This is a genomic window from Streptomyces sp. NRRL F-5126, assembly GCF_000721265.1.
Taxonomy (GTDB): Bacteria; Actinomycetota; Actinomycetes; order Streptomycetales; family Streptomycetaceae; genus Streptomyces.
In genome coordinates, this window is sequence record NZ_JOFZ01000006.1 from 408,254 (window position 1) to 430,247 (window position 21,994).

The window sequence follows — 21,994 nt, forward strand, 5'->3', positions numbered from 1 at the left end:
GGGTGATTGTCAGTGGCCCGGCCTACCGTCGTGGGCATGATTGATCCGGAGGTGCGCTGGACGGCGGAGCAGGTGCTCGCGCTGGCTCCTGACGATGCGTCACGCAAGGCCGGCGGCAAGCTCGGCCTTGCGGGACCGTGGTCGGATACGGGCGCGGGCGCGGCGGGTGCCGTGTGGGGGTTGTGCAAGGGGAGCGGCGGCAAGCCGTACCGGACGGTGGTCGACACGGCGGGCCCGGCCTACAAGTGCAGTTGCCCGAGCCGGAAGTTCCCGTGCAAGCACGCGCTGGGGCTGCTGCTCCTGTGGGCGTCCGGCGGGGCCGCGCTCCCCGCCGGCGGTGAGCCGCCCGGCTGGGCCGGTGAGTGGCTGGCCGCGCGGGAAAAGCGGGCGGCCCGCGAGAAGTCGGCCGCAGCCGGCGCGGGAGCAGCGGGTGCGGCCGCGGGATCGGCGAAGGCCGCGGACCCTGAGGCGGCCCGGCGCAGGGCGGAGCGCCGGGCGGTGCGGATATCGGCGGGCGTGGGCGAGTTGGAGCAGCGCCTCGCCGACCTGCTGCGGGGCGGCACCGCGGGCGCGGAGCAGCAGGGCTACGGCCTGTGGGAGGAGACGGCGGCCCGCATGGTCGACGCGCAGGCGCCCGGCCTGGCGTCACGCGCGCGGGAGTTGGGCGCGATACCGAGGTCGGGCCCCGGCTGGCCCGGCAGGCTGCTCGAAGAGGCGGCGCTGCTGCATCTGCTGGACCGCGCCTGGCTCGGCGTGGAGGCGCTGCCTGAGGCGTTGGCGGCGACGGTACGCACGCGCGTCGGCCTGCCGTCGGCACCCGCCGGGGAGCAGATCAGGGACACCTGGTCGGTTCTCGCCCAGTACGACACGTCCGACGGCAAGCTGACGACCCGCCGTATCTGGCTGCATGGCCGTGCGACCGGCAGGTTCGCGCTCCTGCTGGCCTTCGGCGCCGCGGGCCGCTCCCCCGAACTGGCGCTGCCGCTTGGCCTCGCGGTGGACGCCCGGATATCGCCGCATGCGGGGGCGGCGCAGCTGCGGGCCTCCTGGGGCGAGCAGTTCGGCACCCCGGAGCCGATGGGCGCCCCACCGCGGGGCGCCGGTGTGGCGTCGGCGGTGGCGGCGTACGGGTCGGCCCTTCGGGACGATCCGTGGCTCGACGCGTGGCCGGCGGTGCTGAGCGGCGTCGTGCCCGTGCGCGGGTCCGAGGGGGCGGGCTGGCGGCTGGTGGACGCGTCGGAGGGGACGGCGCTGCCGCTGACGGAAGGGGCGGTGGAGCGGCCGGGGCTGTGGAAGCTGGTCGCACTGGCGGGTGGGCGGCCGGTGACGGTGTTCGGCGAGTGCGGGCACCGCGGCTTCGAGCCGCTGGCCGCCTGGTCGCCGGAGGCGGCGGCGATGGTGGCGCTGGTCTGACGGGCGCCCGCGGGCAGGGGGTCCGGGCATGTGACGGCAGAGCAGAAACGGCTGGGGGAACGAAGAAGATGACGACGATGACGCAGAGCACGAGCGCGCCCGCCGCAGCGGTGTCGGAGGCCGCCACAACGACCCGGGCGGAAGGCGGCGAACAGGCGGCGGCACGCTGGAAGGACCTGGTCACGTCGGCGCTGCTGGGCACCGACCGGCGGATGCCACCCGTCGGGGCTCTCTCCCCGGGCGTGGACGAACCGACGGCCCTGCTCGACGCGGCGGCCCTGCACACCGTCCGGCGCAGGGCGGGGCTCGTGCCGGGGCCCGTGGAGGGAGAGTTGCCGGAGCCCGCCCCGCTCGACGGGCGTCCCGCGCTGCCCGAGGCGGCCGCGCACAGGCTCACCCTGCTGCTCGCGGACAGGGCGGCGCCGTCCGCGGGTCCGAACCGGCGCGGTACGGCGCCGGATCTGGCGGAACTGCTGCCGCAGTGGCTGGCCGCGGCGAACGCGCGTGGCTACGCGGCGCCCGCCGCCGCGCTGCCCGCACTGCTCGACGCGGCGCGGGCGCGTACCGATCTGCGACCGCAGGCGCTGGCGTTCGCGGGGGCACGCGGGCTGTGGCTCGCGCGGTGGAACGCGGACTGGAAGTTCGCGCTGCGGGGCGGCGCGGGCAGCGCGGCCCTGCCCGACCTGGCCGACGAGTCCGCGGTGGGGCGCCTGTGGGACGAAGGTCTGTTCGCCGAGCGGGTGGCACTGCTGTCGGCGCTCCGCGCACGGGACGGTGCCCGGGGGCGCGCCCTGCTGGAGTCGACCTGGGCGACGGAGCGTGCGGAGGACAGGCTGATGTTCCTCGACACGCTGCGCACCGGCCTGCACGACGAGGACGAGCCGCTCCTGGAGGCGTCGCTGTCCGACCGCAGCCGCAACGTCCGCTCCACGGCGGCCGAGCTGCTGTCCGGGCTGCCGCGCTCGGCTCTCGCGGCCCGGATGGCGGACCGGGCCACGACCTGCGTCGCGCTCGACCGGCTGGCGGCGCGGCCGTCGATCGCGGTGGAGGCCCCGTACGCGTGCGACGCGGACATGCGCAGGGACGGCGTGACGGCGACACCGCCCACGGGCAGGGGCGAGCGGTCGTGGTGGCTGAGCCAGCTGGTGGAGGCGGCGCCGCTCGGCGTGTGGCCGGCGCGCCTCGGGGGACGCACACCCGCCGAGATCGTCGCCCTGCCCGTGGGCGACGACTGGCGCGACGACCTGCACGCGGCGTGGTGCAGGGCCGCGATCACCCAGCGGGACGCGGACTGGGCGCGTGCCCTGTCGGACGGCGCGACGCTGTCCGACCGCGCGCGCCTGCTCGCGGTCCTGCCGGGCGACGAACGGGCGGCCCGGGTCGCGTCGTTCGTGGCCTCGGACGGCCTGTCGGAGGCGTTCCAGCTGCTGGCGGTGTGCGCGGTGCCGTGGGCGGAGCCGCTGGGGGGCGCAGTGGTCGACGCGCTGGACATCGCGCGGGACGCGGGCAGCTACCCCTGGAGCTTCAGCGGCGTGATGGGCCTGGCGGAACGCTGCCTGGCCCCCGAGGCGGCGGACCGCCTCGACCTCCTGACGGCAACGCCGGCGGAGGGCGAGGACGCGTCGCCGGGGGCGGGCGGCTACTGGTCGGAAGCGTTCAGAAGACTCGTGGCGACGCTACGGCTCCGCGCGCTGATACACGAAGAGCTTGCGGGATAGCCCGTCCGGCCCGGGTTGCGGCCCCGTCACAGCACTGCGCCGCCACGGGCGCAGGAGCCCACGCCCGACGGCGGGCGACGCCCGCGCGTGCGGGCCCTCATGCGGGAATGCGCGCGCGATCGCGCGACTCCCGCACGGCCACCGGCCGCTGCCGTCCGGGCGGCCGCAAGCCTGCCGCCGGAGCGCGGCGCGGAAATCGCGCGGCACAACCCCCACCGGGGCCAAGGCCCCGCGCCGAGGCGGCAGGCCGCCGGGTACCGCCGTCCTGGGCGGCCGCAACCCAGCCGCCCCAGCGCGCGGCCCGTGGCGTTCCCGCCACGGCGCGGGCACCGCGCAAGCGGTCGTCCCAGCCCGGGGCCCGCCCTGCCCGCAGGGCCATCGGGTACGCCGTCCGGCAGGCGGGAACCCAGCCGCCGCAGCGCGGCGCGGCGACGGTGCGCGGGCGTTGCTTTCGCCCGGCACGAGCGGCACTGGGCCGCAGGCGGCGGGCGCAGAGCGCCCACCGGGGTGAGGGAATCGGCCACCGGCGCGCGGCCCGCTGACCGGGCGGCACAGCGGCTACCGGAACCGGGTCTTCACGCTGACCGGGCCGCCGAACGCGGGGGCACCAGGCCCCCGGCCGCAGGGCCGTCGGGTGCAGCCGTGTGGCCGGCCGGGCGCGGCCTCGGCCCGGCGTGGGCCAAGCGCCGACGGACGGCACGCCCGGCGGCGCGGCACGCCCGGCGGCGCGGCACGCCCGGCGGCGCGGCACGCCCGGCGGCGCGGCACGCCCGGCGGCGCGGCTCCCCCGGCGGCGCGGCACGCCCGGCGGCGCGGCTCCCCCGGCGGCGCGGCTCCCCCGGCGGCGCGGCTCCCCCGGCGGCGCGGCTCCCCCGGCGGCGCGGCTCCCCCGGCGGCGCGGCTCCCCCCGCGGCCCCGGTCCCGCAGCAGCTCGATGACCTTCGCGAACAGGGTGTTGTGCGCCCCGGAAAGGATCGAGAGCCCGATGGCGTCCGCGTCCTCCTGGATCGCCGTGTCGACGATCTGCTCCGGCGTCTGGTGCAGCCCCGTGTAGATGACCTCCATGCCCGCGTCACGCAGGGCGCGTGCGATGACCTTCGCGCCACGGTCGTGGCCGTCGAGGCCCGGCTTCGCGACCACCACGCGGATCGGACCGGTCACACCCATCACTGCCTCCACTCACGACACCACCACGGTCCAACGGACCAAGTGAACGAACGTTATCCACAGCATCTCTCAGGTCGCCATTTCGCGGCGCCATGCATGGGCCAAATCACATGGCCCATTTCGAACATCACCTCGACCGATCGCCCGGCACCTGGCAAAAGTCAGGTGATTGCCCGTTTTCGCAATCGCCGAACCCCGCGGAAGATTGTCGCCGTCACCTACCGCCGGGTACAGTCGCCGCCACTGCTGTCGAGGCGAGAGAGAAGTTGGTGAACGACCAGCACGCCCAAGCCGGCTACGCCGCTTACGAGACGGATCCCCTCTTCGGCGCTCTCCCCGACGGCTACGACGCGCACACGTACACCGACCAGTCCCAGCAGTACGGCGCCGGCGAGTACGGCGACGCGCGGTACGCGGACCAGCAGCACGCCTACGCGGCCCCCTGGGCCGGCCAGTACGCCGACTACCCGTACGCGTACGGCCACGACCAGGCGGGCCCCGTCGGCGGCGGCTACGACGCCCAGGACGCCTGGGGCTACCACGAGGCGCCGACCGCCTACCAGCCGCCGATCGCGACCCCCGGCTACGAGCCCACGATGCAGTGGGCCGTCCCGCCCCAGGACGCCGCCTGGTATGCCTCCCAGGAGACCCTCGTCGCCGAGATGGCGCCTCCTCCGGAGCCGGACGTGCCGAACACGCCGAACATGCCGGACGTGCAGGAGGAGCCAGGCGTGCGGGAGGCGCGGTACCCGGCGGCGTCGCCCGAGGTGCCCGCACCGGAACCCGCGCCGCGCGCCGCCGCCCGCCGCGCGGCCCCGCCCCGCCCCCGCAGCCGCCGCCGCGCGCCCGCCAAGCGCTCCACGCTGTTCACGATCGCCGTGCCGTCCGCCTGCGTGATGGGCGTCGCCGGGATCGCCGCCGCGTCCGTCACGGCCATCGGCGGCGGCGACGGCAAGCAGGACGACACGGCCGGCACGGCCGCCGACCCGGCCGACGTCAAGCCGATCGCCGCGAACAACAAGCTGGACACGCAATTGGCGGCGCTGAACGCGGACGCGAGGGACTTCGGCGACCGGGCCGGCCGCACCCAGGAGCGCATCGACCTCAAGGCGCGTCAGGCGGCGGCGAAGAAGAAGCGCGAAGAGGAGGCGGCCCGCAAGGAGGCCGCCAGGCCCAAGTACGTGCTGCCCGTCAAGCGGCGCGGGTTGAGCGCCTACTTCGGCCAGGCCGGCGTCAACTGGATGTCCGTGCACACGGGCATCGACTTCCCCGTCATGACCGGCACCCCGGTGATGGCCGCCACGGACGGCACCGTCCGCACGCAGTGGAACAGCAGCTACGGCAACATGGCCATCGTCACCGCGCCCGACGGCACGCAGACGTGGTACTGCCACCTCAGTTCCACACGGGTGCGCTCCGGTTCGGTGAAGGCCGGCGACGTCATCGCGTACTCGGGAAACACGGGCAACACCACGGGACCGCACCTCCACTTCGAGGTACGCCCGCACGGCGGCGCCGCCGTCGACCCGCTGCCGTGGCTGCGCGGCCACGGCCTCGACCCGACGTAACGTCGCCTCCGGCCTGCCGCTCACTCACTCCGCGTCGAGCTGGTGGTCCGCCCAGACGTAGCTCTCCGGCAGCAGTTCGGCGACGGGGACGGCGCGCAGGCGGTCACCCGCGCCGACGATGACCTTGAGCGCCGGGAAGTAGTCGAGGAGTACCTGTCGGCAACGCCCGCACGGCGGGACGACCCCGCGTTCACGGTCGCCCACGGCGACGATCGTGTCCAGCTCGTACACGCCCTGCCCGGCTGCCGCACCGATGAGAACCAGCTCGGCGCACGGCCCTCCCGTGAAGTGGTAAGCGTTCACGGCGGTGACGATCCGGCCGTCGGCGGCACGTGCCGCTGCCGCCATGGTGTGGTTGTCACCCCGGCACCGCGTACGGGCGACGTGCGCCGCCGCCTCGATCAGCTCCTGGTCGACGGACTGGGCATGCGTGGCCATCGTGTCCCCCTCATGTTCCTCATGTTCCTTCGGGTAGGGCAGCCGTTTACAGCTTCTCGACCGGCGCGTACCGCAGCAGCAGCCGCTTCGGCTTCGGGTCGCCGAAGTCGATCTCCGCCTGCGCCTCCGAGCCGGAGCCCGACACCGCGACGACGGTGCCGAGGCCGAACTTGTCGTGCGTGACGCGGTCGCCGACTTCGAGCTTGATCACCGGTCGGTCGGTGATCTGCCCCTTGGGCCGCGACCTCAGCCCGCGACCGCCGCCGCCGGACAGCGGCGAGAACGAGCTCCCGCCTCCGGACGAGGCCGATACCGGACCGGCCGGGGCCTGGGCGCCCGTCCGCTTCCAGTCGAGGTGCTGTACCGGGATCTCCTCAAGGAACCGCGACGGCGGGTTGTAGGACGGCTGGCCCCAGGCGCTGCGCATGGAGGACCGCGTGAGGTACAGCCGCTCGCGGGCGCGCGTGATGCCCACGTAGGCGAGGCGGCGCTCCTCCTCCAGTTCCTTCGTCTCGCCTAGGGCCCGCATGTGCGGGAAGACGCCGTCTTCCATGCCCGTCAGGAAGACGACGGGGAACTCGAGGCCCTTGGCCGTGTGCAGCGTCATCAGCGTGATGACGCCGGAGCCCTCCTCGTCCTCGTCGGGGATCTGGTCGGAGTCGGCGACCAGCGCGACCTGTTCGAGGAACTCCGCCAGCTTGCCGCTGCCCCCGGCCGCGGGGGCCTCGCCGCCGGCCGCGGGGCCCTCGCCGCCCTCCGGCGCAGGAGCCTCACCCTCCGCCGCGACGGGCGCACCTGCGGCCGCCTCGCCACCCGCACCCGCGGCAGCCGCGTCGCCGGCCGGCGCGGCCTGAGCCGCCTGCTCGCGCGCCTGCTCGAACTCCAGCGCGACCGACGCGAGTTCTTGCAGGTTCTCGATGCGCGTCTCGTCCTGCGGGTCCGTCGACGACTGCAACTCGGCCAGGTACCCCGTACGTTCGAGGATCGCCTCCAGCACCGTCGCGGGCCCCGCGCCGCCCTCGACGACCGTCCGCAGGTCGTCCATCAGCGCGTTGAACCGCCGGACCGCGTTCGCCGAGCGTGCCGCCATGCCGTACGCCTCGTCCACCCGCGCGAGCGCCTGCGCGAACGTGATGCGCTCGCGCTGCGCCAGCGCGTCGATCATCGCCTCGGCGCGGTCGCCGATGCCGCGCTTCGGCACGTTGAGGATCCGGCGCAGTGGGACGCTGTCCTCGGGGTTCGCGAGGACGCGCAGGTACGCCAGCACGTCGCGTACCTCTTTGCGCTCGTAGAAGCGCACGCCGCCGACCACCCGGTAGGGCAGGCCCACCCGGATGAAGATCTCCTCGAAGACACGCGACTGCGCGTTGGTCCGGTAGAAGATCGCGACGTCGCCCGCCTTGGCGTCGCCCGCGTCGATCAGGCGGTCGACCTCGTCCGCGACGAACTGGGCCTCGTCGTGCTCGGTGTCCGCGACGTAGCCGGTGATCTGCGCGCCCGTGCCCGCCTTCGTCCACAGGTTCTTGGGCATGCGGCCCGCGTTGCGCTCGATGACGGCGTTGGCCGCGCTGAGGATCGTCTGCGTGGAGCGGTAGTTCTGTTCGAGCAGGATCGTCGTCGCGTCCGGGTAGTCCTCCTCGAACTGGAGGATGTTGCGGATCGTGGCGCCGCGGAACGCGTAGATCGACTGGTCCGCGTCACCGACGACGCACAGCTCGGCCGGGTCGTGCGCCTCGCCCGTGGACGCGTCGACGCCGGACGGGCCGACAAGCTCCCGCACGAGCGTGTACTGGGCGATGTTGGTGTCCTGGTACTCATCGACCAGGACGTGCCGGAACCGGCGCCTGTAGTGCTCGGCGACATCGGGGAACGCCTGCAGCAGGTGCACGGCCGTCATGATGATGTCGTCGAAGTCCAGCGCGTTGGCCTCGCGCAGCCGCGCCTGGTACATCCGGTACGCCTCGGCGAGCGTCTTCTCAAAACCTCCCCCAGACTCCGTCTGGGAGGTGCCCCCAGCGGCCTGGCCCGCGAAGGTCTCCTCGTCGATGAGCTCGTTCTTGAGGTTGGAGACCTTGGCCGAGAACGACTTCGGCGGGTACCGCTTCGGGTCCAGCTCCAGGTCGCGGCAGACGAGCGCCATGAGCCGCTTGGAGTCGGCGGCGTCGTAGATCGAGAACGACGACGTGAAGCCGAGCCTCTTCGACTCACGCCGCAGGATCCGCACGCACGCGCTGTGGAACGTCATCACCCACATGGCCCCGGCGCGCGGGCCGACGAGCTGCTCGACGCGCTCCTTCATCTCGCCGGCGGCCTTGTTGGTGAACGTGATGGCCAGTATCTGGCCGGGGTGCACGTTGCGCGTGGCCAGCAGGTGGGCGATCCGGTGCGTGAGGACGCGCGTCTTGCCGGATCCCGCGCCCGCGACGATGAGCAGCGGCGAGCCCGTATGCACGACGGCGGCGCGCTGCTCCTCGTTGAGCCCTTCGAGCAGCGCGGCGGGGTCCACGACGGTGCGCGGGGCGCCGTCGCGGTGGTAGGGATCCCTGGCCGCGGGCACGTGGAACGCTCCCTCGAAGAGGTCGTCGGGCACCTGCTCGGAAGCGGTGTCCTCGGGCGGCGGGGGCTCCTCGCCCGGGGGCTGGAGGTCCGCAAGGAAATTGTCGTCAAAGAGGCTGCTCATCGCTCTCCGAGTCTAGGGCGTCCCTCCGACAGCCCGCTGGGGGTCCGGCCGAGACGCCCCGCCCAGGCCTGGCCCCGCCCCTCCACGAGGTCACGAAAAAGTCTCGGGAATGTATCGGACCAATCGACCATCGACCTTCCCAGGGGCATCCGCTGCCGCTAGCGTGCTCCGTCAAGTGCTCGCCCCACCGTCAACGGTCGTCCCCTACGTCCCTCTGCCCGCGTCACGTCACTCTGACCACACCGGCGCACCCGACCCCTCGGAGCGCCTGGAAGGAGATGCCGCCGTGGCATCGCACCGCAAGTCGCGCAACCGCAGCATCGTCCGGGCCGGCTCCCCCGCCGTGGGGATCACGACGGCCGCGCTCGCCTCCGTCACGTTGCTCTCTGCGCAGACGGCCACCGCGGCGCCCACGAAGCCGCGCCCGTCGATCGAGGAGGTACGGGGACAGGTCGACGACCTGTACAGGCAGGCGGGCAGGGCGACCGAGGACTACGACCGCGCGAAGGAGACCACGGCCAAGCAGCGCAAGGCCCTGGACGCCATGCTCGACGACATCGCGCAGCGCGCGGAGGGCATGAACGACGCGCGGCGAAGACTGGGGATGTTCGCGGCGCAGCAGTACCGGCAGGGCGCGGTCACGCCCACCGAGGCGCTGATGTTCTCCAACAGCCCGCAGGCCTACTTCGAGCAGACACAGCTGATGGGCCGCCTGAGCGCCCGGCAGAACGCGGCGTTGGCCGACTTCCAGCACGCGCAGGCGGCCGCGGCGAAGAAGCGCACGGAGGCGACGAGGCAACTGTCGGCGCTGACGGCGTCGCAGGAGAAGCTGCGCACGAGCAAGCGCGACGTGCAGCGGAAACTGTCGGACGCGCGTGCGCTGCTGTCGAAGCTCACGGCGCAGGAGAAGGCGCGCCTCGCGGCCCTGGAGAAGAAGAAGGAGGCCGAGGCCCGCAAGAAGGCCCGGGCCCAGGCGGCCAAGGAGGCGCGCGAGGCGCAGGCCAAGGCGGCGGAGGCGAAGAAGCAGCAGGCGAGCGGCCAGTCCACGAAGGGGACGTCGTCCTCCGGCTCCGGCACGGGTACCACCGCCGGGAGCTCGGCGAAGGCCGACAAGGCGCTGGCGTTCGCACGCGCGCAGCTGGGCAAGCCGTACGTGTGGGGCGCCACGGGCCCCAGCTCGTACGACTGCTCCGGACTGACGCAGGCGGCCTGGCGGGCGGCCGGTGTGGACCTGCCGCGCACCACGTACGACCAGGTCAACGCGGGCACTCGCGTCTCGACCGACGATCTTCAACCCGGCGACCTGGTGTTCTTCTACTCGGACATCAGCCACGTCGGGATGTACATAGGCGGCGGCATGATGATCCACGCCCCGCACCCGGGCGCCGACGTCCGCAAGGAGTCGATCTACGTCATGCCGATCTACGGCGCGGTGCGCCCAGGCTGACAAGCACACGAGCCGACTGCGTGCACAGGGCCCACACGGCCACCGTCAGTCGCACGCCGAACAGAACCCGCCACGGAAGCGACAGGTCCCCTCAGGTCGCGTCAATTCCACGCTTTCCGTGCCCTGTTCGTGACCTGGACCCTTAGCGTCCTCCCATGCCAGCGCACCGAAAACCCAAGAAGCGCCCGCGACCGTCCCTCGCCACCCTGGTACTCGCGGGCGCCACCACCGCCGCGACCGCGGCCACCGCCTCCGGCGGCGCCGCTCAGGCCGAGCCGCGGCAGACGCCCGCCCAGGTCAAGGGCGAGGTGGACGCGCTGTACCGGCAGGCGGAGGCGGCGACGCAGAAGTACAACGGCACGAAGGCCGACGCGGAGTCGACCCGTTCCTCGCTGAACTCCCTGCGCGACGAGGCCGCGAGGACGACGGACCGGCTGAACACCGCGCGCGGCGCGCTCGGCGCCATCGCGTCGGCCCAGTACCGCTCGGGAGGTCTCGCCCCCGCCATGCGGCTCGCACTGTCCGGCGACCCGGAGACGTTCCTGGAGGACGCGTCCATCGCGGAGCGCGCGGGGTCGAGGAACGCGCAGGCGGTCCACCGGGTACGCGCGGCGCTGACGCACCTGGACCGGCTGCGTACCGAGTCGGGCGCCAAGCTCGCCGCGCTCACCGCACAGCAGGACCGGCTGGCGCGGCAGAAGTCCGAGGTCAACGGCAAGCTCGCCGACGCGAAGAGGCTGCTCGCGCGGCTCAGCGCGCAGCAGCGCGCCCGGTACGAGGCGGGCGGGTCGGCGGATGGCGCCCAGGGCAGCGTCACGACGCCGGCGCCGAACGCGCGCGCGGCCGCAGCCGTCGCGTACGCGCGCGGGGCGCTCGGCAAGCCGTACGTGTGGGGCGCGACGGGCCCGGACTCCTTCGACTGCTCGGGGCTCACGCAGGCCGCGTGGAAGGCGGCGGGCGTGTCGCTGCCGCGCACGACGTACACGCAGATCGGCGCGGGCCGACGCGTGCCGAAGTCCCAGCTGGAACCAGGTGACCTGGTGTTCTTCTACTCCGGTGTCAGCCATGTCGGCCTGTACATCGGCCACGGCGAGATGATCCACGCCCCGCACCCGGGCGCGCCTGTGCGGGTGGCCCCGATCGACGAGATGCCGTTCGCGGGCGCCACCCGACCGGCGTAACAGCGGGTGTCGCCCGCCCGCGGGCGGGTCACGATGGGCGCAGCCGAGCCGGCGACGCGACCGCGGGACGGGTCGCGGAGGCCGCGAGGAAGGGACGGACCTGCCGTGAGACGAGCCATCGCCGTCAGAGCGACCGGAATGTGCCTCGCCGCGGGCTCCCTCCTCGTGCTCGCCCCGATGCGGGTCCCGCCCGACGGCTGCGGCGACCTTGCGTCCGGCCGCCTGTGCATCGAGGGCCCGATCGGCGCCGCGGGCACATTCACCACGCGCTACATCCGCAACGACGGACGCCACGAGACGCGCGTACGCCTGGGCTACCAGCGCAGGGACGCGCGGCTGACGGCGTTCGCGGACTGGTTCGGCACGAGCAGGACGCTGCACGGCGCCGCACAGCTCTCCGGCAGCCTGACGACGGCGCCGGACGAGTGCATCAGGGGCATCATGATCGACGCGAAGGGCAAGGCGTACGCCACGCAGTGGACGTGCGCACGCTGACCCGGCGACCGCGCCGGTCCGGCGCCCTACGGCGATCGCCTGCATCCCGCTCGCGGTCGTCCTCGCCCTGTCGCGGTAGGTTCACGAGAACCGACAGCACACGCTCACCGCTTTGCTTCCGAGGCGATCTCTTCGACGAGGCTGCGAACCCGCTTCTCGATCTCGTCGCGGATGGGGCGTACCGCGGCGAGGTCCTGCCCGGCGGGGTCGGGGAGGTCCCAGTCGAGGTAACGCTTGCCCGGAAAGACGGGGCAGGTGTCGCCGCAGCCCATGGTGATCACGACGTCCGAGGCTTGCACCGCGTACGTGGTGAGGACCTTGGGCACCTCGGCCGCGATGTCGATGCCGGCCTCGGCCATGGCCGCGACCACGGCGGGATTGACCGCGTCGGCGGGCGCGGAGCCGGCCGAGCGTACCTGTACGCGGTCACCTGCGAGGTGGGCGAGGAAGGCGGCGGCCATCTGCGAGCGGCCGGCGTTGTGCACGCAGGCGAAAAGTACGGAGGGCGAGGGGCTGTCAGGCATGGGCAGGATCTTCCTGCGGGGCCGAAGCGGACGTGAAGTAGCGGCGGGCGTAGAGGGCGACATGGACGAGTCCGATGAGGGCGGGGACCTCGATGAGGGGTCCGACGACGCCCGCGAGAGCCTGTCCTGAGGTGGCTCCGAAAGTGGCGATGGCCACGGCGATGGCCAGTTCGAAATTGTTGCCGGCGGCGGTGAAGGCCAGCGTGGCGGCGCGGGGGTAGTCGAGTCCGACGGTGCGGCCCAGGGCCATGGATCCGGCCCACATGAGGGCGAAGTAAACGAGCAGTGGCAGGGCGATGCGGGCGACGTCGAGGGGTTGCGAGGTGATGGCGTGGCCCTGGAGGGCGAAGAGGATGACCACGGTGAACAGCAGCCCGTACAGGGCGAACGGTCCGATGCGTGGGACCAGGGTGGCCTCGTACCAGGTGCGGCCCTTGGTCTTCTCGCCGATGCGGCGAGTGAGGTAGCCGACCATGAGCGGGATGCCCAGAAAGATCAGCACACTGCGGGTGATCGTCCACACCGGCACGTCCAGCGCAGTCTGTTGGAGGCCGAGCCAGCCGGGCAGCACGGAGAGGTAGAACCAGCCCAGCAGGGAGAACGCGATCACCTGGAAGACCGAGTTGAGGGCGACCAGGACGGCAGCGGCCTCGCGGTGGCCGCAGGCCAGGTCGTTCCAGATGATGACCATGGCGATGCAGCGTGCCAGGCCGACGATGATCAAGCCGGTGCGGTAGGCAGGCAGGTCCGGCAGGAACAGCCACGCGAGGGCGAACATGAGGGCCGGGCCGACGATCCAGTTCAGCAGCAGGGACGGCAGCAGTAGGCGCCGGTCCCGGGTGACGGTGTCGAGGCGGTCGTAGCGGACCTTGGCCAGCACCGGGTACATCATCACCAGTAGCCCCAGCGCGATCGGCAGGGACACCCCCGTCACGGTGACCTCGGCCAGCGCATCCCCCAGCGCTGGGACCACGCGGCCCAGGCCGAGCCCGACGGCCATCGCAGCGAGGATCCAGGCGGCGAGGTAGCGGTCGAGGAACGACAGCCGCCCCGCCGGCCCCCCGGGTGCGGGAGCGCTCACGAGGCGGCCCCGGCCGACTGGGGCAGGGGCTCGCCCGTAGGACGGGTGAGGACGCCGGCGAGCCGATCGGTCATCTCCGGGACGGGCCGGTAGTAGACCCAGGTGCCGCGCCGCTCGCTGTCGATGAGACCCGCTTGCTTCAGCAGCTTGAGGTGGTGGGAGATCGTCGGCTGCGACAGGTCGAAGGCAGGGGTCAGGTCGCACACGCAGATCTCACCGCCTGCACGCGAGGCGATCATCGACAGCAGCCGAAGCCGGACCGGGTCCCCCAGTGCTTTGAAGACCTTGGCCAGCTCTCCCGCCTGGTCCTCGTTCAGGGGCGCGGTCAGCAACCCGGGGCAGCAGACGGCGACTCCGTCGGTCTGACCCAGCACCACAAGCTCTTGCTTCGACATTCCTCTATGTTGACATTCTTCGATTCAACGCGCAAGGTTGCATCGAAAGACATCAATGCAACCCGATGGGAGCACGCCATGTCTCGCGCCCAGCTCGCCCTGCGCGTCAGCGACCTCGAAGCGTCGATCACCTTCTACTCGAAGCTGTTCGGCACCGAACCGGCCAAGCGGCGGGAGGGCTACGCCAATTTCGCCATCACCGAGCCCCCGCTCAAGCTCGTCCTCATCGAGGGCAAGCCCGGACAGGACACCCGCCTCGACCACCTCGGCGTCGAGGTCGAATCCACCGACCAGGTCAACGCGGCCACCGATCGGCTGAAGGACGCCGGCCTGGCCACGTTCGAGGAGGACGACACCTCCTGCTGCTACGCCCTCCAGGACAAGGTCTGGGTGCACGGCCCCGGCCAGGAACCCTGGGAGGTCTACGTCGTCAAGGCCGACGCCGACACCCTCGGCAAGAGCGCCGACACCGCCCCGGACAGCGGCCGCACCACGGCCGACGCCTGCTGCTGCGGCGGCTCCGCCCAGTAACCGCTCCGTCCCTGCGGCCGAAGCGCGGACCGCAGCCCGGGACGACTGTGGTCCACGACGTGCTGTCCGTTCTCACGTACAGAGCCACACGGCTCACAGACAAGGCGTACGAGTCGGCCGCTCCAGGCGGGCGTCACCCGTGAGAGGGGGCCGCACCCGAGCACCCGGTGAGCGGCGCGCGCAGCAGCCGCACGTAGCGGTGCACGTCCTCCGGCGGCAGGCTGCGGCAGGCGCGGCAGCGCCCGTCGACCAGCGACAGGGGCCCGCCGGGGGCCCCGCAGTCCGTGCACACCATGTGCCGCGTGCCTGCGTTCGCAGGGGCGGCGGTGGCCTCCTCCGGCTCGGGCGGAAGCTTGTCCCGCAGACGGCAGCGGACCAGACCGCCCGGCGACATCACCGTCTGCGGCAGCCCCGACGTCAGCGCCTGGACGATTCCGGCCCGATCCACCCCGCGCGCCAGCCACTCAGCAGCGTCAGGCTCAAGCGCCGCGCATTCGCGGGCGGACAGCACGAGGCGGTGGTCGACGCGGCCGAGGGTCGCAAGCACGTCGTACGCCTCGGACCGCGCGGGTGCGGGGTCCGGCTGCGGCTGCTGCGGCGGCCGTGGCTCGGGGTCGTCCGGCGCTGCGTCGCCCGCCAGGAACCGCGTCCACCAGGCGCCGTCGCGGGCGGTGCGTGAGAAGTACGTGCGCCACACCCAGCGCATACGGCCGCCGGCGCCGACGTTCTCCTTGAAGCGATGCAGGAATCCGGCGACGGACAGCGCACGCAGGGCGGACCCGACGGCCTGCTGGCCGTACAGGGGCTGGGCCCTGGCCAGGGACTTCACGTCGATCGCGGAGCCTTCCGGCAAGGCGTCGATGAACGCGGCGAGGTACGCCTCGCGGACCGGCAGGCCGTCGAAGTCGCGCTTGCGGAGTGGGCCTTGGCCTGAGGCGTCACGCTTCCCGTAGCCGGGGGTGGCCTGGGGATGTGCGTGCGGGCGAGGGGCAGGATTAAGGTTCGTGTCAGCCACGAGATCGGTTCCTTCGATCTTGGAGGTCAGGCCCCGGTGCGGTGCTCTAACACCTGCCGGGGTCGTTCACTGTCACGACGAAAGCTAGACGGTGGCCACACCGAGTGGCAAGCCGCTCACGAAATGTAACCCTTCCGGGTATGTGCGGGGTTGGGAGGGTGGGTGGGTAGTAACCAACCTCCCCTTCCTTGGGGAAGACGCTCGGATCCCGCTTCTCGAATCCCGAGTCTCAGCCGCGCCGCGCGAACGCGACGAACTCCGCCCACGAATCGGCGGGGACAGCCAACTGGCCGCCGTCCCTGAGCTTCGAGTCACGGACGTGCACCAGGCCCGGGCAGGTGGCGACCTCTATGCAGTCGCCCCCTTCCGTGCCGCTGTACGTCGACTTCCGCCAGTCCAGGGCGACCTCGACACACTCGCCACCCGAGGTGTTGCTGTAGGTGGACTTGAACCACGTCAGGTCGGTGTTCATAGCTCCTCCGCCAACTTGCTGATGAAGCGCGCCGACTCCTCCGGACTCAGCGCCTGCCGGAGGATCATGGCATGGCGTTGCGTGACGAGGGAGACCTTGTCCGCGTCGGCGTATAGCAGACCCGAGAGCTGGCCTTCTTCGTAGGCGAGATGGTCGTGGTCAGGTGTTTCCAGCAGCACCAAGGGGCCGTTGAGCCCCGGGTGCGCGCCTCCGGAGGGGAGCACTTGGATCGCCACGTTACGCCGCTCCCCAACGGCCAAGAGGTGGCACAACTGCCGCTGGTGCGCGTCCGGAGGAACAAAGGCATGGTGCAATACTGACTCCCCGATGACGAAGCTGAACGATCTGGTCGGCTTGGCCAGCAGGCCCTGCCGTTCCAACCGAGCTTCGGCCCGCACCTCGATTGTCTCGTCGTCCAACGGCGGCCAGTGCGCGGTGAGCAGGGCTAGCACCATCTCCCTCGTCTGCAAGAGGCCTGGCACCAGCAGTGGTTGGTACGACGAGACGGCGATCGCCTCCGCCTCATAGCGGATGAAGTCCTGCGAGAACGAGGCGAACCGCTCCGGCTGCAAGTACTCCTGCGCAGCCACCAGTAACCCGCCCGCCTCGAACAACTCGTCCGCCACGCGCAGCAAGTGCAGCGTCGGACGGCGCCGTCCCGTCTCCATGGATTTGACGTACTCGTACGAGCAACTGGCCTCGGTCGCCAGCTTCTCCCGGGTGACGCCCGATCGCTCGCGCCAGCGCTTGATCTGGTTGCCGCAGTAGCGCCAGGCCATCGGTGGCGGGGTGTTCTCCATGGGTACAGCCACCCTCCGTACACGCCTCGTGACTGCTCAAGCATGGCGCATCCCGGCACTCTGCGTCCCATGAATCACGAGGTCGAGTGGCACTTCAGCCGCCATCCCCGCAGCGTCGCGCGTGCCCGGTCGTTGCTCTCCGTGCAGGCAGCCGAGTGGAAGGTGCCCGACGAGGTGACGGACACGTCCGTCCTGCTGCTGAGCGAACTCGTCACCAATGCCCTGCGGCACGCCGACTGCGCGCGGGGGCGGGAGATCCGGGCGCGCGTGCTGCTCGACAGCGACGGCGGATCCCTGCGCGTCGAGGTGTCCGACGCCTGCGCCGCGCTGCCGCGCGTGCGGCACGCCGCTTCGGACGACGAGACGGGCCGCGGCCTCGCCCTTGTGGCCGCGCTCGCCGCGCGGTGGGGCGCGGCGCCAAGGGCGTGCGGGATCGGCAAGACGGTCTGGTTCGAGCTCCTCCCGGGCGAGGCGACATAGCCCCCGCCTGCGCCCCTACTCGGGCCGGCGGATCTGCCGGCCGGTTCCGACGCCAGAGATCGACAGCTCTCGGCCGAAGCCGGTTTCCGCTCCTGGCCCCGCGTGCCAGGATGGCCGGACGATCGTTCTGGGGAAGGGGACAACGCAGTGACAACGGGGGCCGGTTCGGACGCGGGTTCGGAAGCGGGAAAGGTGAGGCTGGAGGTGCCCGGAGAGGGTGGTCCGGCACAACTGACGGCGCTGCGCCAGTGGTTGGTGGCCGACAGCGCGTTGCGCGGCCGGGTGGACTGGGAGCGGCGTCCGCCGGAGCCCGGTCAGATGGGCGGCGTGCTCGACGTGCTCAGCGTGGTGGTGGGCGGCGGCGGGCTCACGGCCCTGCTGACGCCGCTGTGCAACTGGGTGGCGTCGCGGCGCGGCAGCGCCCGGGTGGTCGTGGAGCACGACGGGCGCCGGATCGAGATCGACGTCAAGCGGGCCGCCGATCCCGTGGCCGCCGCCCGCGAACTGCTGGCCGCCGCCCGGGAGCCGGGGCGTGAATGAGGTCCGGACGGCGGACGGCCTGCGGAGCCGGGCCGTGCTGCTGGGCGTCAGCCGGTTCGCCGACGCCCGGCTGCCGCCGCTGCTCTCGGTCCGGGAGAACCTGACCGGTCTCTGGGCCGCGCTGACCCACCCGACGAGGGGTGTGCTGCCGCCCGCCCACTGCCGCACGGTCGCCGACCCCACCGACCCGCGCGCTGTGGGCGAAGCGCTGTCGTGGGCGGCACGCGAGGCCGACGACCTGCTGCTCGTCTACTACGCGGGGCACGGGGTGCTGGACGACGACGGCAGGCTGCACCTCGCCGTCGGCAGCACCGACACCGACCACGTCGGCTACTCCGCCGTGCCGGTGGGTCTCTTCAAGCGGACCGTCACCGGCGCCCGGGCCGCCAACCGGGTGCTGATCGTGGACTGCTGCTTCTCCGGTCAGGCGCTGACGGCCATGTCGGGAACGAGCAGCCTGGTGCTCGGCCAGCTCGATCTGACCGGTACGTACACGCTGACCTCGACGCCCGAGACCGCACCCGCCCTCGCCCCGGCCGGGGACAGGTACACGGCGTACACGGGGGCGCTGCTGTCGGCGCTCGACCATCCCGCGCCGCGCAGCCTCGACGAACTCCACCGCGAGGTGGACCGGAACCTGGCCGGCCGTGGCCTGCCCAGGCCCCAGCGCATGGCGGCCGGCGACACCGGCCTGCTCGCCCTGAACCGCGGGTACGGCCCTGCCGGGGCCGGGGCCGGGGCCGGGGACGGGGCCGGGGCCGGGGACAGGGCCAGGAGCGAGGGGGCGACGTCCTCCGGCGCGTTCGCCGGGAACGGTACGGGGCCTGACCACGCCTCACGCCCATGGGGCGACTCCTTCCACGGCGGCCCGCACCACGGCGGCCCGGACATACCGCAGCCGGAGAGGGCCCTCGCCGCGCGTCGGCGCGGGGCCCTCCTGGCGGCCACTTCGGTATTGGCACTCGCCGCGGCGGGTTGGGGTGTGGTCGACGCGTTCGACAACGGTGGAAAGCATCCCGACCCCTCGCCCACCATCACCGACACCGGGCACCCCTCGCCCACCGGTTCGAAGTCCCCGAGCCCGCCGGTGTCCCACAGCCCGTCGCCTGTGGACACGGTTGTCTACCGGGACAAGAAGATCACCTGGCCGGCGGCGAACTGCAGCGACAACGGGTACCAGGTACTGGACCTGGACAAGCCCTCGGTCGTGCTCGGCTATCTCAACCTCGCCGGCGAGCCGGGCTCCGACGGTGAACTCGACTACCACGGGTGCGCCGACGAGGACGACAAAAGCGCCGGCGCCCTGGAGCCCAACACCGACAGCGATCCCCAGGTGCACTACGGCACCGCGGGGCCCGAGGTGCGCACCGCGGCACAGTGTGAGGACGCGGCGCGCACCAGGCCTCTCGGGGCACTGGTGCTCGCCCGGGACGTGAAGCGGGGGACATCGTGGTGCGTCACCACGACCGGCGGCGCTGTCGCGAAGATGACGTTCAAGGGCATCGGCGGGCCGTACGGGAAGGGGGGGTTGAACACCACTGTCAAGAACCCCACGTTCACCCTCTCCGTGACGCTCTGGAAGAAGCCCGGCGGGAGCCGGTGAGCCCACCCGGGCGACGGGCCCCGGACCCGGCCCTCGGACCAGGCGGCCGGCCGTCGGTCAGCTGACGGGCAGTTCGCTCTTCCCCCGCCGGGACGCCGCGCCGAAGAAGGCTCGTGCGACGCCCGCCAGGGAACCGAGGAGCGGGTTGGGGTCGTCGGCACGCGTGACGAGCACGAGCTCGCAGGGGTCGATGTCGACCACGGGCACCACGGCGATGTCCTCGCGTACCGCGGCGCGCCGGTCACCGGCGGGGAAGATCGCGACGCAGTGGCCGGTGGCGATGAGTTCGAGCTTGTCCTCGTAGCTGTCGTCGCCCGTGGGCGGGGGTGGAGCCGGGCGGTCGCCGACCGGCTTGGGCGTGCTCCAGACGACCGGAGTGCTCTCACAAGCCACCAGTCCCTCGTCCGACAGCGCCGACAGGCTGACGGCCTTCTCGTTCGCCAGGCGGTGGCCGGCCGACGTGACGAGTACCCGCGATACCTCGTCAAGATCCGTCACCCGCAAGCCGTCCGTGGGGAAGGGCAGCGGCCTGTAGCCGACGACGGCGTCGACCCGCCCCTCGGCGAGGGGGCGCGTGTCGCGCCAATCGAGGTGCCGGGTGCGGACCTGGCTGTCGGGGTGGCGGCGGCGCAGCTCCTGCACGCAGGCGGTGATGACGAGGCCTTCCGCGCAGCCGACGGTGACGGCATGGGGCTGGACGGCGGCTCTGGCGGCGCGGGCGGCCTGCTCCGCGTCGTCGAGCAGTGCTCGGGCCCTGGGGAGGAATGCCTGGCCGGCGTCGGTGAGGGTGGTGCCCTGCGGCGTGCGGTCGAAGAGCCTGACGCCGAGCTCGGCCTCAAGGCGCTGGATCTGGCGGCTCAGCGACGGCTGCGCCAGGTGCAGCCGGGTGGCGGCCCGGCCGAAGTTGCCGTGCTCCGCCACGACCGTGAAGTAGCGCACGAGCCGCAGATCAACGTCCACCCGACCCAGAGTACGTCGCGTCGCCCAGGGGGCGTCGCCTGCCGTCATACGCCGGGGACATGGCGGCATGCGGAACAGGTCTTGGACGGGGCGTGCGGGTGGGCAGTTCGCTTGAGGGCATGACCACTTATGAGGGCAAGAAGATCGTGATCACGGGCGGAAGCAGCGGTATCGGCCTGGCGGCTGCCCGGTTGTTCGCGGACGGCGGTGCGCACGTACTGATCACCGGGCGCACACAGGCCGGCCTGGACGCGGCCCTGGAGCAGCTGGGCGACAGGGCCGTCGCCGTCCGCAGCGACGCGGCGTCCCTGCCGGACACCAAAGCGCTGGCCGGCACGGTCCGTGAGCGGTTCGGCGAGGTGGACGCGTTGTTCGTCAACGCCGGTGCCACCGCGTCCGCGCCGTTCGACGCGACGACGGAGGAGATGTACGACGCGCTGTTCGACATCAACACGAAGGGCGCGTACTTCACGGTGCAGGCGCTGGCGCCGCTGATGCGCGAGGGAGGGGGCGTGGTGCTCACCACGTCGGTGGTGAACGTCCTGGGCGTCGACGCGCTCAGCGTCTACTCGGCGAGCAAGGCGGCCCTGCGGTCGATGACGCGCTCCCTGGCCCGCGAGTTGCTGCCCCGCAAGGTGCGCGTCAACGCCGTGAGCCCGGGACCGATCGACACGGGCATCCTGGACCGCTCGTTCCCCGCCGACGTCGCGGAGACGATGAAGGAGACCTACCGGAGCACCAACCCGATGCGGCGGGTGGGTGTATCCGAGGAGGTGGCGGCCGCGGTGGCGTACCTGGCGTTCGGCGCGACGTTCTCGACGGGAACGGAATTCCCCGTCGACGGAGGGGCCTCGCAGCTCTAGAAGCTGCCGTGGCCGGGCTCGCCGTTCGTCCGGTAGACGCCGACGATCGTGCCGCTCTTCGTCGTCGAGACGCTGACCGGCTCAAGCGCGGTCGGGATCGCCCCGTCGGCGAACAGCCGCTTGCCGCTGCCGACGATCACCGGGTGGATGGTCAGCCGGTACTCGTCGACGAGGCCGTGCCGCATGAGGGTCTGGGCGAGGTCGCCGCTGCCGACGACCTGGATGCTGCCGCCGTCGGACTCCTTCAGCCTGCGCACGGCTTCGGCGGTGTCGCCCTCAAGCAGCGTGGAGTTCTGCCACTCGACGGACGTCAGGGTCCGGGACGCCACGTACTTGTGCATGCCGTTCATCCGTTCGGTGAACGGGTCGCCGGGATCGGCGGTCGGCCAGTACGACGCGAAGATGTCGTACGTCTTGCGGCCCAGCAGCATCGCGTCGGAGCGCTCGTACCAGCCGGCGATGGCCTCGCCGACCCCCTCGTCGGTCACCGGCTTCTGCCAGCCGCCCTGCCCGAAGCCGTTCTCGGCGTCCTCGTCAGGACCGCCCGGCGCCTGCATGACGCCGTCCAGCGTCAGGAACGTGCAAACGATGATCTCGCGCATGGTAGCGCTCCCTTCGTCTCG

21 protein-coding genes and 1 pseudogene are annotated in these 21,994 nt (G+C 72.4%); 11 read left to right on the plus strand and 11 right to left on the minus strand.

Annotated elements, in window-relative coordinates; genetic code table 11:
- The first annotated feature begins 36 nt into the window (after nucleotides 1-36).
- Together IH48_RS0114740 and IH48_RS0114745 are read left to right on the plus strand one after the other, a co-directional pair.
- Nucleotides 37-1,413: an SWIM zinc finger family protein gene (locus IH48_RS0114740; RefSeq protein ID WP_199809948.1), complete on the plus strand. Its 1,377-nt coding sequence runs from the start codon at nucleotides 37-39 to the stop codon at nucleotides 1,411-1,413.
- A gap of 77 nt (nucleotides 1,414-1,490) precedes the next feature.
- Nucleotides 1,491-3,131, plus strand: coding sequence for a DUF5691 domain-containing protein (locus IH48_RS0114745; RefSeq protein ID WP_030903653.1), 1,641 nt, complete (start codon nucleotides 1,491-1,493; stop codon nucleotides 3,129-3,131).
- A gap of 873 nt (nucleotides 3,132-4,004) precedes the next feature.
- Here IH48_RS0114745 and IH48_RS0114750 read toward each other — a convergent pair.
- Nucleotides 4,005-4,298, minus strand: a pseudogene (locus tag IH48_RS0114750) (cobalamin-dependent protein); the annotation flags it as partial.
- 269 nt (nucleotides 4,299-4,567) lie between these two features.
- Here IH48_RS0114750 and IH48_RS0114755 point away from each other — a divergent pair.
- A complete protein-coding gene (locus IH48_RS0114755; RefSeq protein ID WP_030903655.1) occupies nucleotides 4,568-5,866 on the plus strand; it encodes a M23 family metallopeptidase in 1,299 nt (432 codons plus the stop codon).
- 24 nt (nucleotides 5,867-5,890) lie between these two features.
- Here the strand turns inward: IH48_RS0114755 and IH48_RS0114760 are convergent, their stop codons facing one another.
- Together IH48_RS0114760 and IH48_RS0114765 are read right to left on the minus strand one after the other, a co-directional pair.
- The gene (locus IH48_RS0114760) at nucleotides 5,891-6,304 is read right to left on the minus strand and encodes a cytidine deaminase (RefSeq protein WP_030903656.1); all 414 of its coding nucleotides are present in this window, start codon (nucleotides 6,302-6,304) and stop codon (nucleotides 5,891-5,893) included.
- 46 nt (nucleotides 6,305-6,350) lie between these two features.
- Entirely contained in the window at nucleotides 6,351-8,984 is a 2,634-nt protein-coding gene (locus tag IH48_RS0114765; RefSeq protein WP_030903657.1) for an ATP-dependent DNA helicase, read from the minus strand.
- Between the two features lie 286 nt (nucleotides 8,985-9,270).
- Between IH48_RS0114765 and IH48_RS0114770 the strand changes: the two genes are divergently transcribed.
- The 3 genes from IH48_RS0114770 to IH48_RS0114780 all read left to right on the plus strand — a co-directional run bounded on the left by IH48_RS0114770 (nucleotide 9,271) and on the right by IH48_RS0114780 (nucleotide 12,107).
- Entirely contained in the window at nucleotides 9,271-10,431 is a 1,161-nt protein-coding gene (locus tag IH48_RS0114770) for a C40 family peptidase (protein ID WP_030903659.1), read from the plus strand.
- 155 nt (nucleotides 10,432-10,586) lie between these two features.
- Entirely contained in the window at nucleotides 10,587-11,612 is a 1,026-nt protein-coding gene (locus IH48_RS0114775) for a C40 family peptidase (protein ID WP_030903661.1), read from the plus strand.
- A gap of 105 nt (nucleotides 11,613-11,717) precedes the next feature.
- Nucleotides 11,718-12,107, plus strand: coding sequence for a hypothetical protein (locus tag IH48_RS0114780; RefSeq protein WP_158710295.1), 390 nt, complete (start codon nucleotides 11,718-11,720; stop codon nucleotides 12,105-12,107).
- 104 nt (nucleotides 12,108-12,211) lie between these two features.
- On the opposite strand, the gene IH48_RS0114785 is transcribed toward IH48_RS0114780, so the two are convergent.
- From IH48_RS0114785 to IH48_RS0114795, 3 genes are read right to left on the minus strand one after another with little or no spacing between them, the layout of a single operon-like run.
- Nucleotides 12,212-12,631 carry an arsenate reductase ArsC gene (locus IH48_RS0114785; protein WP_030903664.1) on the minus strand — a complete coding sequence of 140 codons (420 nt, stop codon included), beginning with the start codon at nucleotides 12,629-12,631 and terminating at the stop codon, nucleotides 12,212-12,214.
- Nucleotides 12,624-13,712 carry an ACR3 family arsenite efflux transporter gene (gene arsB, locus IH48_RS0114790; protein ID WP_030903665.1) on the minus strand — a complete coding sequence of 363 codons (1,089 nt, stop codon included), beginning with the start codon at nucleotides 13,710-13,712 and terminating at the stop codon, nucleotides 12,624-12,626. Before arsB ends, IH48_RS0114785 begins: the two co-directional genes overlap by 8 nt.
- Nucleotides 13,709-14,107 carry an ArsR/SmtB family transcription factor gene (locus tag IH48_RS0114795; protein WP_030903666.1) on the minus strand — a complete coding sequence of 133 codons (399 nt, stop codon included), beginning with the start codon at nucleotides 14,105-14,107 and terminating at the stop codon, nucleotides 13,709-13,711. The genes arsB and IH48_RS0114795 overlap by 4 nt, the downstream gene beginning before the upstream one ends.
- 78 nt (nucleotides 14,108-14,185) lie before the next feature.
- Between IH48_RS0114795 and IH48_RS0114800 the strand changes: the two genes are divergently transcribed.
- The gene (locus IH48_RS0114800; protein ID WP_030903667.1) at nucleotides 14,186-14,638 is read left to right on the plus strand and encodes an ArsI/CadI family heavy metal resistance metalloenzyme; all 453 of its coding nucleotides are present in this window, start codon (nucleotides 14,186-14,188) and stop codon (nucleotides 14,636-14,638) included.
- A gap of 133 nt (nucleotides 14,639-14,771) precedes the next feature.
- On the opposite strand, the gene IH48_RS0114805 is transcribed toward IH48_RS0114800, so the two are convergent.
- The 3 genes from IH48_RS0114805 to IH48_RS0114815 all read right to left on the minus strand — a co-directional run bounded on the left by IH48_RS0114805 (nucleotide 14,772) and on the right by IH48_RS0114815 (nucleotide 16,925).
- On the minus strand, nucleotides 14,772-15,653 hold the full coding sequence (locus IH48_RS0114805; protein WP_051839775.1) for a hypothetical protein: 882 nt from the start codon (nucleotides 15,651-15,653) through the stop codon (nucleotides 14,772-14,774).
- 229 nt (nucleotides 15,654-15,882) lie between these two features.
- On the minus strand, nucleotides 15,883-16,125 hold the full coding sequence (locus IH48_RS0114810; protein ID WP_030903670.1) for a DUF397 domain-containing protein: 243 nt from the start codon (nucleotides 16,123-16,125) through the stop codon (nucleotides 15,883-15,885).
- Complete coding sequence (locus IH48_RS0114815; protein WP_037841932.1) at nucleotides 16,122-16,925, minus strand: helix-turn-helix domain-containing protein; 804 nt, start codon at nucleotides 16,923-16,925, stop codon at nucleotides 16,122-16,124. The genes IH48_RS0114810 and IH48_RS0114815 overlap by 4 nt, the downstream gene beginning before the upstream one ends.
- 69 nt (nucleotides 16,926-16,994) lie before the next feature.
- On the opposite strand from IH48_RS0114815, the gene IH48_RS0114820 reads away from it, so the two are divergent.
- The 3 genes from IH48_RS0114820 to IH48_RS37385 all read left to right on the plus strand — a co-directional run bounded on the left by IH48_RS0114820 (nucleotide 16,995) and on the right by IH48_RS37385 (nucleotide 19,548).
- Nucleotides 16,995-17,405, plus strand: a complete 411-nt coding sequence (locus IH48_RS0114820; protein ID WP_030903673.1) for an ATP-binding protein — start codon at nucleotides 16,995-16,997, stop codon at nucleotides 17,403-17,405.
- A gap of 204 nt (nucleotides 17,406-17,609) precedes the next feature.
- Complete coding sequence (locus IH48_RS0114825; protein WP_158710296.1) at nucleotides 17,610-17,945, plus strand: effector-associated constant component EACC1; 336 nt, start codon at nucleotides 17,610-17,612, stop codon at nucleotides 17,943-17,945.
- Nucleotides 17,938-19,548: a caspase family protein gene (locus IH48_RS37385; RefSeq protein WP_051839776.1), complete on the plus strand. Its 1,611-nt coding sequence runs from the start codon at nucleotides 17,938-17,940 to the stop codon at nucleotides 19,546-19,548. Before IH48_RS0114825 ends, IH48_RS37385 begins: the two co-directional genes overlap by 8 nt.
- Before the next feature lie 57 nt (nucleotides 19,549-19,605).
- Here IH48_RS37385 and IH48_RS0114835 read toward each other — a convergent pair whose 3' ends face one another.
- Nucleotides 19,606-20,508: a LysR family transcriptional regulator gene (locus IH48_RS0114835; protein ID WP_030903676.1), complete on the minus strand. Its 903-nt coding sequence runs from the start codon at nucleotides 20,506-20,508 to the stop codon at nucleotides 19,606-19,608.
- 119 nt (nucleotides 20,509-20,627) lie between these two features.
- Between IH48_RS0114835 and IH48_RS0114840 the strand changes: the two genes are divergently transcribed.
- Entirely contained in the window at nucleotides 20,628-21,371 is a 744-nt protein-coding gene (locus IH48_RS0114840; RefSeq protein WP_030903677.1) for an SDR family oxidoreductase, read from the plus strand.
- On the opposite strand, the gene IH48_RS0114845 is transcribed toward IH48_RS0114840, so the two are convergent.
- A complete protein-coding gene (locus tag IH48_RS0114845) occupies nucleotides 21,368-21,973 on the minus strand; it encodes a dihydrofolate reductase family protein (RefSeq protein ID WP_030903679.1) in 606 nt (201 codons plus the stop codon). The genes IH48_RS0114840 and IH48_RS0114845 overlap by 4 nt on opposite strands.
- Between the last annotated feature and the right edge of the window lie 21 nt (nucleotides 21,974-21,994).

Excerpts from the sequence above, each read along its gene's own strand:
- IH48_RS0114740 (WP_199809948.1), top strand. The coding sequence starts at position 37 with ATGATTGATCCGGAGGTGCGCTGGACGGCGGAGCAGGTGCTCGCGCTG.
- IH48_RS0114745 (WP_030903653.1), top strand. The coding sequence starts at position 1,491 with ATGACGCAGAGCACGAGCGCGCCCGCCGCAGCGGTGTCGGAGGCCGCC.
- IH48_RS0114760 (WP_030903656.1), bottom strand. The coding sequence starts at position 6,304 with ATGGCCACGCATGCCCAGTCCGTCGACCAGGAGCTGATCGAGGCGGCG.
- IH48_RS0114765 (WP_030903657.1), bottom strand. The coding sequence starts at position 8,984 with ATGAGCAGCCTCTTTGACGACAATTTCCTTGCGGACCTCCAGCCCCCG.
- IH48_RS0114775 (WP_030903661.1), top strand. The coding sequence starts at position 10,587 with ATGCCAGCGCACCGAAAACCCAAGAAGCGCCCGCGACCGTCCCTCGCC.
- IH48_RS0114785 (WP_030903664.1), bottom strand. The coding sequence starts at position 12,631 with ATGCCTGACAGCCCCTCGCCCTCCGTACTTTTCGCCTGCGTGCACAAC.
- IH48_RS0114795 (WP_030903666.1), bottom strand. The coding sequence starts at position 14,107 with ATGTCGAAGCAAGAGCTTGTGGTGCTGGGTCAGACCGACGGAGTCGCC.
- IH48_RS0114800 (WP_030903667.1), top strand. The coding sequence starts at position 14,186 with ATGTCTCGCGCCCAGCTCGCCCTGCGCGTCAGCGACCTCGAAGCGTCG.
- IH48_RS0114810 (WP_030903670.1), bottom strand. The coding sequence starts at position 16,125 with ATGAACACCGACCTGACGTGGTTCAAGTCCACCTACAGCAACACCTCG.
- IH48_RS0114815 (WP_037841932.1), bottom strand. The coding sequence starts at position 16,925 with ATGGAGAACACCCCGCCACCGATGGCCTGGCGCTACTGCGGCAACCAG.
- IH48_RS0114820 (WP_030903673.1), top strand. The coding sequence starts at position 16,995 with ATGAATCACGAGGTCGAGTGGCACTTCAGCCGCCATCCCCGCAGCGTC.
- IH48_RS0114840 (WP_030903677.1), top strand. The coding sequence starts at position 20,628 with ATGACCACTTATGAGGGCAAGAAGATCGTGATCACGGGCGGAAGCAGC.
- IH48_RS0114845 (WP_030903679.1), bottom strand. The coding sequence starts at position 21,973 with ATGCGCGAGATCATCGTTTGCACGTTCCTGACGCTGGACGGCGTCATG.